A 12188-nucleotide genomic window follows, 5' to 3' on the forward strand; every position below is an offset into this window, starting at 1 on the left:
ATCTAGGGGCGACGCGCCGAAAATACCAGCTTTTCCGCGCCACCTGTCAAGATATTGACGCGAATTAAGCTTCGCTAACAAGCCATGAAATGGGCATTTACGGGACCTTAGGCGGTCGCGGCTAGACCGGCAGCATGAACCTCGCCCCGTCCGATCTTCCGCGCCTTGCCGGTGCGGCCAGCCTGTCGAAGCCCGGCTTCGACATCATCCTGGCCGTCTCCGCTACGCGGCAGGCGATGCTGCCGACCGCCGGTCTGCTGCGGGCACGGGCATCGTACGCCATCCACGCCGACCTGACGGCGGCGCGGCGTGCGATGCTGTGCGGAACGATGGCGGGGACATCGGCGTTCGGCCCCCGGCCGGCACGCTTTTTCGACCTGTCGGAAGAAGTGACCGCTCTGCCCGAAACTGTGAACAGCCTGTTTACCAGAGGATTTCAGCCGATGTTGAACTCCTCCAACGTAGACATTCTCGCGTCGGATGCCCCCCTGTCCGACGGTGAAAAAGTGGAATGAATATGATCGAGAATCAGAAAATCCGTCCGGCCCAGGTCATCGGCCCCCTCGGGGAACCCCTGACCATCGATTCGCTGCCGCCGCCGAACACCACACGCTGGGTCGTTCGCCGCAAGGCAGAGGTTGTGGCGGCGGTCAACGGCGGTCTGTTGACCGTCGACGAGGTCTGCGAACGGTACAGCCTGACGCTCGAGGAGTTTGCGAGCTGGCAGCGTTCGATCGATCGCAGCGGCATGCCGGGCCTGCGCGTCACGCGCATCCAGCATTATCGCGACCTCTATGAGCGCCAGCAGCGCTTCTGATCACGGAAGCGAAAAAAAGGAAAAAAGGGCGCCGGTAGGCGCCCTTTTTTTGTCAGCGACGCACGACCTCAGGCGAGGTTGAGTTCGACGTCGATATTGCCCGCGATCGCCTTCGAATAGGGGCAGACCTTGTGCGCGGCTTCGATCAATTCCTGCGCGAGCGGGCGGTCGATCCCGGGAACGGCGACGTCCAGCCGCGCGCGCAGTTCGAAACCGGCACCGCGATGGAGCAGCTCGATCGTCGCATCGATCGAGGGGGTTTCGGGCAGCGCGATCATGCGCTGGCCGGCGACGAGTCCGAGCGCGCCGAGGAAGCACGCCGACCAGGCGGCGGCGAACAGATTTTCGGCCGCCGGGTGCGGTTCGGGCAGTTCGATCTCGAATGCGCCATCGGCGCTGCGCGCATAGCCTTCGGCGCCGCCGACGGTGTGGGTGGATCCGCTGAACAGGATTTTATCGGTCATGGTCATTCCTTTTCGATGAGAGAGGCATTATATCGTGCACGATTATATCGGATACGATATAAATAGATGCCCCGACACCTGATGTCAACCCCCTTCCGATTTAATCGTATACGATCTATATAGGGCAAACGAACCCGCCACGGAGACCCCCATGACCGCCCCCGAGACATCCCCCGCCAAGGCGCCGGGACTCACCGATTTCCTGTGCTTCGCCATCTATTCGGCGAACCTCGCCTTCGGCCGGGCCTATAAGCCGATCCTCGACGAACTCGGGCTGACCTACACCCAATATATCGCGCTGGTTGCGCTCAGCGACGGCGACGAACAAACCGTCGGCGCGCTTGGCGAGAAGCTGCTCCTCGAATCGAACACGCTGACGCCGCTGCTCAAGAAGCTCGAGTCGGCAGGCTATATCCGCCGCCGCCGCGACCCCGCCGACGAACGTCAGGTTCGCCTGAGCCTGACCCCCGCCGGCCGCGCATTGCTCGACCGGGATTTCAGCGCCACACTGCTGGACGCCGCCGGCCTCGGAGACGACTTCCGCGCGGTTCAACAATCGGTCGTCAGGCTCCGCGACAATCTCGTCCGTGCGACGCGGGGCGGCGCGGCGAAGGATTGAGCGGCAGGCGACACCGGTGCGCGGCCAGGGGGCGTTGCCTGTCGTGCACAAGGCCTCCGATGGATAAAAAACCGATGCATTCCCGCTATTTGATGTTTTCTTCGCAACCTCCGCCTTCTCCCCCGCGTTACCCCCGCAAGCCAATCACGGGAGTCACTCATCATGCGCAAGATCCTCATCACCCTCGCCGCCACCTCGGCGCTCGCACTCGGCGCCTGCCAGAGCCCGGCCGCCGACAAGGTCGAAGACCAGGCCGAAGCCAAGGCCGACGCCATCGACGCGCAGGCCGACGCGATGCCCGAGGGCGCCGCGAAGGAAGCCACCGAAGCCAAGGCCGACGCGGTCGAAGCCGCTGGCGAGGAAAAGGCGAACGCCATGGACGACAATGGCGAGATCGCCCCGTCCGAAATGCCGGGCGCCGAAAAGAAATAACAGGGCTGCCTCCCCTAAAGGGCAGGGTGAAGGGCGCCGGGTCGATTCCGGCGCCCTTTGTCATGCGCCGAATATTTTCGGTCTTGTGACCGATGTCACCGCGCCGCCGTCACCCGCCCCCTAGAAGGGGCCTTGTGGAGCCGGGGGCTCAGCCAACGAACCACGCACCACCCTCCCGTCGCCACCTTGCGACCCAGCGGCGGCGGGAGGGACTAGCGCTTCATCGCTTGGTCCCTGCGATCCGGCCCGGCCGCATCACTTCGCTTCCCGCCCCAACGCCTGCAAGATCGCGGCGCGCTGCTTCGCCCAACTCACGCTATCCGGCGCGATCAGCTCGACATGCCCTTCGCCCGGGGTCACCGCCATGGTCACCGTCCGCCCGCGCTTCGCCATCGCGGCGATATAGGCCTCGCCCGTCGCGGGTGGCGTGATCCGGTCGCGGTCGTTGTTGAATTGCATCTCCACCGCCTCGCCCACCGGCATTTCGGGCGGCGAGGTCCGCGCATAGTCGTCGCCCGCCATCGCGCGCGGCGCCTCGGCCCCGCAGGCGTGATCGACGCTCGCGGCGCCCGCGCGCAAATCGGGCAGCCCGCCCTGGCTGATCGCGACGTCGATCCGGATCGGATCGCGCCCGCGCAGCGCATCGCCCGCCGCCAGCTCCGGCCGCCGCGCCAGCCACAGCGCCAGGTGCCCGCCCGCGCTATGCCCGATCGCGATCCGCGGCGTGTCCATCGCAAAGCCATAGGTCGCCCCCGCGCGCGCGAACAGGTCCGCCGCCGCGCCGACATCCTGATAGGTCCCCGGATAGCCGCCGCCGCGATCGACCCCGCGATATTCGATGTTCCACACCCCGACGCCGTGCGACCGCAGATCGTCGGCGATCCAGTTCATAATGTCGCGCTCCGCGACGTCGGTCTGCCAGCACCCGCCGTGCAGCATGATCACCGCCGGAAACGGCCCCTTGCCTTTCGGTTGCCAGATATCGACGATCTGCAGCGCATCCTGGCCATAAGCGAGCGTCGCATCGGGCTGCGGCTGCGGCCGGTTCAGCAGGTCGCCCCACGCCATGATCGGCTTTGGCACCGTCGCGCCCTCCTCCGTCCCGCCGGGCGGCGAACAGGCGACCAGCGCTGCGGCCGCCAGCGCCGTCGCCATCATCCGCATCATCGCCCCTTACCCCGCCAGCTGCGCAAACACATCCTGCACCCCCTGCGCCTCGCCGTCCGCGCGCAGCGCCGCCAGCGCGCCCGCGACATCGAGCCGATAGTCGGCGACCCCTGCACTCTCGCCCTGCCATGTCGCGCCCAGCGATTTGACCAGATGACGCGCCGCGCCATTCTCCGACAACACATGCAGGTCGAGCGCCTCGAGCCCCTCGGCGCGGCAATCGATCAGCAGCGCCGCCGTCAGCATCCGCCCCAACCCCTGCCCCTGGAACGCGTCGGCCACCGCGACCGAATATTCGGCCACCGGCCCGTCGTGGCGATCACGCACCGCATGCACCGCACCGATCGCCGGCTCGCCCGCGCATTCGGTGCAAATCGCGCCCCAGCCGATATGGTCGTGCCCATCGACATCGACCAGCCGTTCGATAACCGGCTCGGGCAACACCGCCGCCGGCGAGAAGAAGCGCAGATAGCGCGACTCGGTCGACAGCGCCGCAATCCCCGCACGCAACAAGGGCGCGTCGTCGGGGGTGATCGTGCGCAGGCACACCGCCGTGCCGTCGGCCAGCCGGCTGTGCACTACGATGTCGGTCAATGGTCTGGGCGATGCATTCATCATCGGGCCTCTCGCAGCCGATGATTAGGGACGGAACGCGATCCTGGCAACCGACCCGCTAGCGCGGATCAAGCATCATCCCCCATACGGAGCGCCGCAATGAACGCTTCCTGCGGAATGTTCACATTGCCATATTCGCGCATCCGCTTTTTGCCCTCTTTCTGCTTCTCCAGCAGCTTCTTCTTGCGGGTCGCGTCGCCGCCATAGCATTTGGCGGTCACGTCCTTGCGCAGCGCGGCGATGGTTTCGCGGGCGATCACCTTGCCGCCGATCGCGGCCTGGATCGGAATCTTGAACATGTGGCGCGGGATCAGGTCCTTCAGCCGCTCGCACATGCCGCGGCCGCGGCTTTCCGCCGAACCACGGTGCACGATCATGCTCAGCGCGTCGACCGGCTCGTTGTTGACCAGGATGCTCATCTTGACGAGGTCGCCGGGGCGGTGGCCGATCTGGTGATAGTCGAAGCTCGCATAACCGCGGCTGATGCTCTTCAGCCTATCATAGAAATCGAACACCACCTCGTTGAGCGGCAGTTCATAGGTGATCTGCGCGCGGCCGCCGACATAAGTCAGGTTCTTCTGGATACCGCGGCGGTCCTGGCACAGCTTCAAGATCGGGCCGAGATAGTCGTCGGGCACGTAAATTACCGCCTCGATCCACGGCTCCTCGATCTCGTCGATGCGGTTGGGGTCGGGCATGTCGGCGGGGTTGTGGAGCTCGACCTCCTTCGCCGCCTCATTCTTGGTATGGCCGAGCTTGAGCTTGTACACCACCGACGGCGCGGTGGTGATCAGGTCGAGGTCGTACTCGCGGCTCAGCCGCTCCTGGATGATCTCGAGGTGGAGCAGGCCGAGGAAACCGCAGCGGAAGCCGAAGCCGAGCGCCGCGCTGCTCTCCATCTCGAAACTGAAGCTCGCATCGTTGAGCCGCAGCTTCTGGATGCTCTCGCGGAGCTTTTCGAAGTCGTTGGCGTCGGTCGGGAACATGCCGCAGAAGACGACGGGCTGGACTTCCTTGAACCCCGGCAGCGCCGCCGCGGCGGGTTTCTTCGCGTCGGTCACCGTGTCGCCGACGCGCGCCTGCGCGACATCCTTGATCTGCGCGGTGATGAAGCCGATCTCGCCCGGGCCGAGTTCGCCAAGCTGCTCGATCTTGGGGGTGAAGCAGCCGACGCGGTCGATCAGATGGGTGGTGCCCGCCTGCATGAACTTGATCTGCTGGCCTTTTTTCAGCACCCCGTCGACGACGCGGACGAGGATGACGACGCCGAGATAGGGGTCGTACCAGCTGTCGACGAGCATCGCGAGCAGCGGCGCGGTGGCGTCGCCCTTGGGCGGCGGGATCTTGGTGACGATCGCCTCGAGGCATTCCTCGATCCCGATGCCCGACTTGGCGCTGGCGAGCACCGCGTCGTCGGTGGGCAGGCCGATGATATCCTCGATCTCGGCCTTCACCTTGTCGACATCGGCAGCGGGCAGGTCGATCTTGTTGATCACCGGGACGATTTCATGGTCGTGCTCGATCGACTGATAGACATTGGCCAGCGTCTGCGCCTCGACCCCCTGCGCCGCGTCGACGACGAGCAGCGCCCCCTCGCACGCCGCGAGGCTGCGCGACACTTCATAGGCGAAGTCGACATGGCCCGGCGTGTCCATCAGGTTGAGCTCATAGGTCTCACCGTCGTGCGCCTTGTACGACAGGCGCACCGTCTGCGCCTTGATGGTGATCCCACGCTCCTTCTCGATGTCCATGTTATCAAGGACTTGTGCCGACATCTCGCGCGCGGTCAGCCCGCCGGTGAACTGGATCAGCCGGTCGGCGAGCGTCGACTTGCCATGGTCGATGTGCGCGATGATCGAAAAGTTGCGGATGTGCGAAAGAGGCGTTGTCATGCGCGCGCCCTAGCAGCGGAAATGCGCGCTGTCAGCAAGGACTCGGCGCGCCGGTTACGCGCCCTTCGCGCCCCCGATCGCGTCCAATATTCGCCGCGCCATCATCTGGTGGCTGGCCAGCGGCGGGTCGCTGAACGGCGACGCGCCAAAGGCCGGGCGCGGCGAGCTGCGCGGCGGACGGATATATTCGAACAGCGGCGTGCGCGGCAGACCGAGCGCGTCGGTGCCGGGGTCGTGATAGGGGTTGGTGTCGAACAGCGCGCCGAACGCCGGGTCGGTGCGATAATTGGGCAGCTTGGCCACCACCGCCTCGTCGCCCGCGACCTGGAGCAGCATCTCGTCGGGCGGCAGTTGCAGCACGCCGAGCGGGTCGGGATGGCCGACGAGATCGGCCATCGATCGCGCCGCGAGCAGCGTGTTCGCCCCGAAACATTGCACGACCTTGCTGTTGTTGATCATCGTTTGCCAGTCGTGCGGATAGAGATGCTGGAGCTGCGACGCGTCCTGCCAGAAACTCCATGTCTGCAGGCCATAGCCGCGGAGCAGCGTGACCGCCTGGCGCAGTTCGTTGAACGAACCGAGCTGCGCCGCCTCGTCGAGGACAAACAGCGTCGACAGCGCGGGGCGCGAACGACGGCGCATGATCGCGGTCATCAGCGCGCCGACCCACAGGCGCAGCAATCGCCCGTGCGTGATCAGCATGTGCGGCGGCATGACGATATAGATGGTCAGCGGCTCGCCGAGCGTGACCGCGTCGAAATCGATGCTCGACCGCGCGGTCGCCGCCTGCTGCGCCGGGCCGCGCATGAAATCGGTCGCCTCCTGAGCAAAGGCGACGATGCCGCCGACCGTTTCATTGGCGTTGATCGCGAACAACCGTCCGGTCGCGCGCGCTTCGGGATGGTGCGACGCTTCGAGCGCGCGGATCAATTCGGACGCGTCGCCCGCCGCCCCGTTCACCAGACCGCGGAAGGCGGTGAGGCTATGCTCGCTGCGCGGCAGATCGGTGAGCAGGTGAAACAGCACCCCGACGAGCAGCTGGCGGGCACGTCCCTGCCAGAAGCGGTCGCGATCGCTGTCGCTGAATGCGAGCAGCTGGTCGATGATGACGTGCGCCTCGTCCACTGCGGTCGCCGAATAGGGGTCGATCAGGTCGAGCGGGTTGAGCGCATCGCCGTGAAAGCCGGTGATGCCCATCGGGTCGAGCACCACCACCTTCTGCCCCATCTCGCGGCGGCGGCGCGCGGTGATCGCGGCGTTTTCGCCCTTCGGATCGATAACGATCGCCGGACCGCGATGCCGCAGCAGGGCCGGTACGACGCAGCCGACGCCCTTGCCAGCGCCGGTCGGCGCGATGGTGATCAAATGCCCCTCGCCCTCGAGCAGGATCGCCGCTGCGGCGCGTCCCGCCGCGTCGGCGGTGCCGCCGAAGTTGAACCCGATCGGCCGCTGCGCGCGGCGCGTTTCGAGCGACCAGCCGACCAGAAGTCCCTCGTCCTCGATCGTTTCGGGAAGGCGCAGCGTCGCCGGCGATTGCGACCCGAACTGCTCCGATGCGTGACTCACGACTTTTCCTCCGGGCCAAGCGGGTGCGCGACCAGGCCGTCGAACCCGATCCGCACCGGACTCACGTCGCCCTCCAGCGGTTCGTCGTCGACCATCTCGATCAATCCGCCTGGGGTGAGCGAGAAGCGACTGCCGAACATCGCCGCCCCATATTGGACAAGCGCGTCGAGGCGCCAGCCGTCGGCCGACCGTTCGGCCGTCACCGGCACCGCCCGCGCAAGCAACACTTCGGGGAGTGGCCTCCCGGTCAGTTCGGCAAAGCGACCCCGCGACTCGATCAGATAAAAGGGCCCCTCGTCGCCGCGCACCGCCCCGCAAAAGAAGCGAAGATAGGCGGCGGCCAGTTCGGGCGTCGACACGTCGAGCAGACCGCTGTCGTTAATATCATGCACCAGCGCCGAAGCGCCGTCGATAGCATGAGCGCCGTGCGGGCCATAGAGAAAGGCGGCGGTCGCCGGACCGGTTCGCGTCTCGACCAGCGCGTCGATCCACATCCACTCGGGCCAGAAAGGCAGCGGCAGGACGCGATAGCCGACCATATTGCCCGCGTTGATGAGCCGAAAACAGCGCACCTGCGACGAGATGAGCAACAGCCGAACCTCGGCGGCGAGCGCCGGATCGAGGTCGTGCCACGTGCCGGACAGCAGCGGCGGCGTCGGCCAAAGGGACGGGATGGACATGGCTTTCGGTCGGCGCTCCCCCGGGGCAACGCACCCCACGCACGCTGCCTCCCCCATTCATATCGCCGGGCAGGCGCGATTAACAAGATGGAATATTGGAGGAAAAATCAGGTACGGCAGCGAGGCGGCGGCGGCAATCGTCGCGCACTCGTGCATCCCGATCCGCCATCCCCCGCTCGAGCACCGCCGCCCGCGCCGCGCCCTCCTCCGCCGCCGCCAGCGCCGCGATCGCGTTCGCGCGCACGCGCGGCACCGGATGCGCCCGCGCGAACTGCTCAGCGATGTCCTTGCCATCGTCGGTCAGATGGACGGCGCAGCGCAGCAACATCTCGGCCTGGGTCAGCGTCGGGCGCCGGGCGATCGCGCCGGCCTCCAGATCGACGATATATTGGTCGCGCCAGGGGATATGCTCGCCCTCCTCCATGATATTGAGGCTGATCGATAACCGCTCCGGCGGAAGCTGACTGTGGATGTCGCGATGGGCGCGATAGAGCATCGTCCGGCCTTCGCTCAGCTGGCTGCGCTCGACGAATCGCAGGTTCAGCGGTTCGCCAAGACGACCGTCGGCCATCTCGGCGTCATACTCATAATGGTCGCTGACATAGCCCGGGCCCCAATAGCCGGTGGTGACGAAGCTGAAATTATGGTCGTGCGGCAGGCCATAGGCGAAGGCGGCCGCGCCGCTGCTGGCATAGACGGCGTCAGTGGCGGCGGGCCACAGGTTGGCGCGAAGAAAATGGCCGCGCGGGCTGCGGTGAAGCAGGAAAACCTGCGCCGAATAGCGGCTGAGTTCGAGCTGCCCCGCGAAGCTCGCCTTGAGTTCGGCGATGACGCGGTCGGCGAGGAAGTCGCGGTTCCGGGCAAGGCCCGACAGCAGCGTCGCAGCGTGGGCGAGGCTGGCTTCATCGTCCAGGTCTACCCCGCTTTCGTCGAGACGAGCGGTGACTTCGGCAAGGTCGAGGGTCGGACCGGGCGTTGGGGTTATGAGGCGGGGCATCGGGGTTCCCTTAAGCCCTCCCCCTTGGGGGAGGGTTTGGGTGGGGCATGTTTGCCGACAGGCCCTCCCCCGCCACCTCCCGCAGGCGGGAGGGGAGAATAGAGCGCCGACGTCGAGCTCGCGGCCTGGCGGACCTCGGGATGCGGGTCGAATGCCGCCATTTCGGTCAGGCGCGGCCGGGCAGCGGCGGGATCGAGCGCGACGAACTCGCGCATCGCACTCCAGCGGGCGGCAAAATCCTCAGCGTGCGTGGCCTCGGCGAAAAGCGGCGCGGCATCGCGGCGGTCCATCTCGCGGAGCAGCGCAAGCGCCATCTGGCGAAAGCTGCTGTCGCGGCGCGACGCCGAGACATGGACGAGACGCCCCGTCGCCAGATCATAGGCCCGCATCGGCAGCGGCGACGGCGGCTGCACCGCGAGTTCGAGGAGGAGAACATCGCCCGCCGTGCCGGCGATCGTGAAACTGGTGCGCGCGGTGTCGAGATCGAGCGTCTCGCCGGTGACAAGCGGGCGCGCGGGGTCACTGCCGCAAGGCGAGGCATGGGCGGCGCTGAATGCCCCCGCTGCCTCCGCAGCGGAGAGCGCGACATGATGCAGCGTCAGGCGCGCGCCGCCCGCAGCGAGTACATGGATCGCGGCACGGCCGGGAACGAAGAGCGTGGTCGTCGGCGCCGCCGCCGCCTCGAACGGTAGCAGTTGCAGCGACAGGCGGATCGCGCCGCATTCGGCGAGGATCAGACCGCCCGGCCCGCCGCCCCCGCCGACGATCCGCAGCGGCGGGCGCGCGAACGGGTCGGCCTTGAGCAAGGCGAGCGCCTGGTCCAGCCGCGCGCCGAGCCAGCGCGGGTCGGCAAGCCAGGGACGGAGCCGGGCGATGGCCTGGTCGAGGGTATCGTCGGCGGCAGCGGCGAGCGCGGTGAGCAGCCCGGTCGGCGCGGCATCGTCGGCGCGCCATATCGCGGCCAGATCGGCGGCAGCGGAACCGATCGCCCGGCAGCGCGCGGAGTCGGCGCGCGGATAATGGTCGTGGCGGGAGGAAGCGGGCATGGCGCGGTCCTGAAATGCGGGCGCGGCGCCGACGCCGCGCCCGCGACCCGGTCAATCGTAGATGATCAGCACGACGGTGACCGACACTTCAAAGACCGACGGTCCCGACGTCGCGGTCGGCGCGACAAGCGAGCCGAACAGCCCGACCGCCGTGTCGAGCAAGGGGATCGCGTCGATGTCGATGGATGGCAGGTTCATTTTTCCCTCCCTGTGCAAAGCGACGGCGCAACGGGCCGCCGCAGAGGGAGATCGAAAATGCACGGGCCAAGAGCCAGTTAACTTAACGTAATGTGCGGCACTGTTGTTCGTCGAACGAGGCTTGCCCATCGGAGGGCCTTGCATAGGGTCGGCGGCATTCGGGGAGAGACAATATGCGCCGCACCGCCGCCATCCTGTCCGTGCTGCTGCTCGCCGCCGCGCCGGCCGCCGCCGAGACCTTGCTGGTCGGGAACAAGGGCGAGGACAGCCTGAGCCTGATCGCGCTCGATAGCGGGATCGAGCTGGCGCGGCTGCCGACCGGCAAGATGCCGCACGAGATTGCGGTGTCGCCCGACGGCACGCAGGCGGCGGTGGTCGCCTATGGCGGGGCGACGATCGACATTTTCGATGTCGCCGGGCGCGCAAAGCTGCGAACGATCGACCTCAGCCCGAACCAGCGGCCCCACGGGCTGGTCTGGCTTGCCGACGGGCGGCTGGTCGCAACGACCGAGGCGAGCCAGTCGGTCGCGGTGGTCGCCCCCGACGGCACGGTGACGTCGATTGCGACGGGGCAACAGGGCACCCACATGATCGTCGTCGCGCCCGACCATCGCACCGCTTACACCGCCAACATCGCGTCGGGCACGGTGAGCATCATCGACCTTGATGACGCAAAGAAGCTGCGCGACCTGCCCGTCGGCGGCAAGCCCGAGGGGCTGGCGCTGGCGAAGGGCGGGCGCGAATTATGGGTCGGTGACCTCGATGCGCCGAGGATATCGGTATGGGATACGGCGACGCGGGAGAAGATCGACGAGAAGGCGGTCGACCCGGTCGCGATCCGCGTGCTCGCCAGCCCCGATGGCAAGCTCATTGCGACGAGCAATATCGGCGCCGGGACGATCAGCCTGTTTGATGCCGACACGCGCGCGCCGGTCCGCACGATCCAGGTGTCCGAGGGCGATGCGGCGCGGCAGGTGACCTTGCTGTTCAGCGCCGATTCGAAGCGGCTCTACGCCGCCGAAACGGGCGTCGACAAGGTCGCCGAGATCGACGTCGCGAGCGGCAAGGTGCTGCGCCGGATCGCCGGCGGAAAGAATGGCGACGGACTGGCGATCACGCCTTAGCGACGTCGGCTTTGGGGTGAGGAGCGGACGCTTTCAGCTTGATTGGACGATGGTGAGATGTGCAAGCTCATCGTCAACCAAGGTGGTCCAACACCAGACGCCGACCAGCCCGTGGATCGGGGTTATGTCCTCTTCGTTGGCATCGGGAACCTCAAACGCCGATCGCGCAATCTCTGCCGAGACGTCGCGAGGCATCTGTTCGGGGGCGAAGCGTCCCGCCCAGTTCATCAGCGCTGAATGTTGGTCAGAAGCATGTGCCTGTGAAAGGTAAGTGCCACCGTCATATTCGCAAAAGAAAGTATAGAGAATCGGGGTCATTTCGCAGCTATGTCAGTTGCGCTGAACGTCAGCAACCAGTCGGCAGCCGACCTAAGGCCCTAATATTCGAGCCAGATCGACAATCCCGGTGGGGGATCCGTGGGCGGCGTGTCGGCGACATGCCGCGCCGCGTCGGCCCGGGCGCGGTGGAGGATGGTGGCCGGGAGGGTCGCCGCATGGAAAATATGGTCGGCCTCACCCAGCAGCCGCGCCGCGCGCAGGGTCAGGTCGTCGGGGTCCGCGCTGGTCAGCA

Annotated in this window: 15 protein-coding genes and 1 pseudogene; 5 read left to right on the forward strand and 11 right to left on the reverse strand. The window is 66.7% G+C overall.

The window, feature by feature from the left end; translation table 11 throughout:
• Positions 1-134: 134 nt before the first annotated feature.
• Together ACREB7_RS12805 and ACREB7_RS12810 are read left to right on the forward strand one after the other, a co-directional pair.
• Entirely contained in the window at positions 135-515 is a 381-nt protein-coding gene (locus ACREB7_RS12805) for a hypothetical protein (protein ID WP_431592661.1), read from the forward strand.
• A 2-nt stretch (positions 516-517) separates the two neighbouring features.
• Positions 518-817 carry a DUF1153 domain-containing protein gene (locus tag ACREB7_RS12810; RefSeq protein ID WP_056346126.1) on the forward strand — a complete coding sequence of 100 codons (300 nt, stop codon included), beginning with the start codon at positions 518-520 and terminating at the stop codon, positions 815-817.
• A 68-nt stretch (positions 818-885) separates the two neighbouring features.
• Here ACREB7_RS12810 and ACREB7_RS12815 read toward each other — a convergent pair whose 3' ends face one another.
• Entirely contained in the window at positions 886-1281 is a 396-nt protein-coding gene (locus ACREB7_RS12815) for an Ohr family peroxiredoxin (protein WP_431592662.1), read from the reverse strand.
• 151 nt (positions 1282-1432) lie between these two features.
• On the opposite strand from ACREB7_RS12815, the gene ACREB7_RS12820 reads away from it, so the two are divergent.
• Together ACREB7_RS12820 and ACREB7_RS12825 are read left to right on the forward strand one after the other, a co-directional pair.
• The gene (locus tag ACREB7_RS12820) at positions 1433-1900 is read left to right on the forward strand and encodes a MarR family winged helix-turn-helix transcriptional regulator (protein ID WP_431592663.1); all 468 of its coding nucleotides are present in this window, start codon (positions 1433-1435) and stop codon (positions 1898-1900) included.
• A 162-nt stretch (positions 1901-2062) separates the two neighbouring features.
• Positions 2063-2332, forward strand: a complete 270-nt coding sequence (locus ACREB7_RS12825; RefSeq protein WP_431592664.1) for a hypothetical protein — start codon at positions 2063-2065, stop codon at positions 2330-2332.
• A 255-nt stretch (positions 2333-2587) separates the two neighbouring features.
• Here the strand turns inward: ACREB7_RS12825 and ACREB7_RS12830 are convergent, their stop codons facing one another.
• From ACREB7_RS12830 to ACREB7_RS12865, 8 genes are all read right to left on the reverse strand, one after another.
• Positions 2588-3496 carry an alpha/beta hydrolase family protein gene (locus ACREB7_RS12830; RefSeq protein WP_431592665.1) on the reverse strand — a complete coding sequence of 303 codons (909 nt, stop codon included), beginning with the start codon at positions 3494-3496 and terminating at the stop codon, positions 2588-2590.
• A gap of 9 nt (positions 3497-3505) precedes the next feature.
• Positions 3506-4117 (reverse strand): N-acetyltransferase family protein, encoded by a 612-nt coding sequence (locus ACREB7_RS12835; RefSeq protein WP_431592666.1) that lies wholly within the window; start codon positions 4115-4117, stop codon positions 3506-3508.
• A 65-nt stretch (positions 4118-4182) separates the two neighbouring features.
• The gene (lepA, locus tag ACREB7_RS12840) at positions 4183-6006 is read right to left on the reverse strand and encodes a translation elongation factor 4 (RefSeq protein ID WP_431592667.1); all 1824 of its coding nucleotides are present in this window, start codon (positions 6004-6006) and stop codon (positions 4183-4185) included.
• A 54-nt stretch (positions 6007-6060) separates the two neighbouring features.
• Entirely contained in the window at positions 6061-7572 is a 1512-nt protein-coding gene (locus ACREB7_RS12845) for a type IV secretory system conjugative DNA transfer family protein (protein ID WP_431592668.1), read from the reverse strand.
• Positions 7569-8252: a hypothetical protein gene (locus ACREB7_RS12850; protein ID WP_431592669.1), complete on the reverse strand. Its 684-nt coding sequence runs from the start codon at positions 8250-8252 to the stop codon at positions 7569-7571. The genes ACREB7_RS12845 and ACREB7_RS12850 overlap by 4 nt, the downstream gene beginning before the upstream one ends.
• A gap of 79 nt (positions 8253-8331) precedes the next feature.
• Entirely contained in the window at positions 8332-9249 is a 918-nt protein-coding gene (locus ACREB7_RS12855; protein WP_431592670.1) for a transposase, read from the reverse strand.
• Positions 9234-10295: a HEAT repeat domain-containing protein gene (locus tag ACREB7_RS12860; RefSeq protein WP_431592671.1), complete on the reverse strand. Its 1062-nt coding sequence runs from the start codon at positions 10293-10295 to the stop codon at positions 9234-9236. Before ACREB7_RS12860 ends, ACREB7_RS12855 begins: the two co-directional genes overlap by 16 nt.
• A 51-nt stretch (positions 10296-10346) precedes the next feature.
• Positions 10347-10493 carry a hypothetical protein gene (locus tag ACREB7_RS12865; protein ID WP_431592672.1) on the reverse strand — a complete coding sequence of 49 codons (147 nt, stop codon included), beginning with the start codon at positions 10491-10493 and terminating at the stop codon, positions 10347-10349.
• Positions 10494-10666: 173 nt separating this feature from the next.
• Between ACREB7_RS12865 and ACREB7_RS12870 the strand changes: the two genes are divergently transcribed.
• Positions 10667-11617, forward strand: a complete 951-nt coding sequence (locus ACREB7_RS12870; RefSeq protein WP_431592673.1) for a hypothetical protein — start codon at positions 10667-10669, stop codon at positions 11615-11617.
• Between the two features lie 33 nt (positions 11618-11650).
• Here ACREB7_RS12870 and ACREB7_RS12875 read toward each other — a convergent pair whose 3' ends face one another.
• Positions 11651-11935, reverse strand: a complete 285-nt coding sequence (locus ACREB7_RS12875) for a hypothetical protein (protein ID WP_431592674.1) — start codon at positions 11933-11935, stop codon at positions 11651-11653.
• A gap of 59 nt (positions 11936-11994) precedes the next feature.
• Positions 11995-12188 (reverse strand): annotated as a pseudogene (locus ACREB7_RS12880) (siroheme synthase); the annotation flags it as partial.

The organism is Sphingopyxis sp. (genome assembly GCF_050725615.1).
In the GTDB taxonomy this organism is placed as follows: domain Bacteria; phylum Pseudomonadota; class Alphaproteobacteria; order Sphingomonadales; family Sphingomonadaceae; genus Sphingopyxis.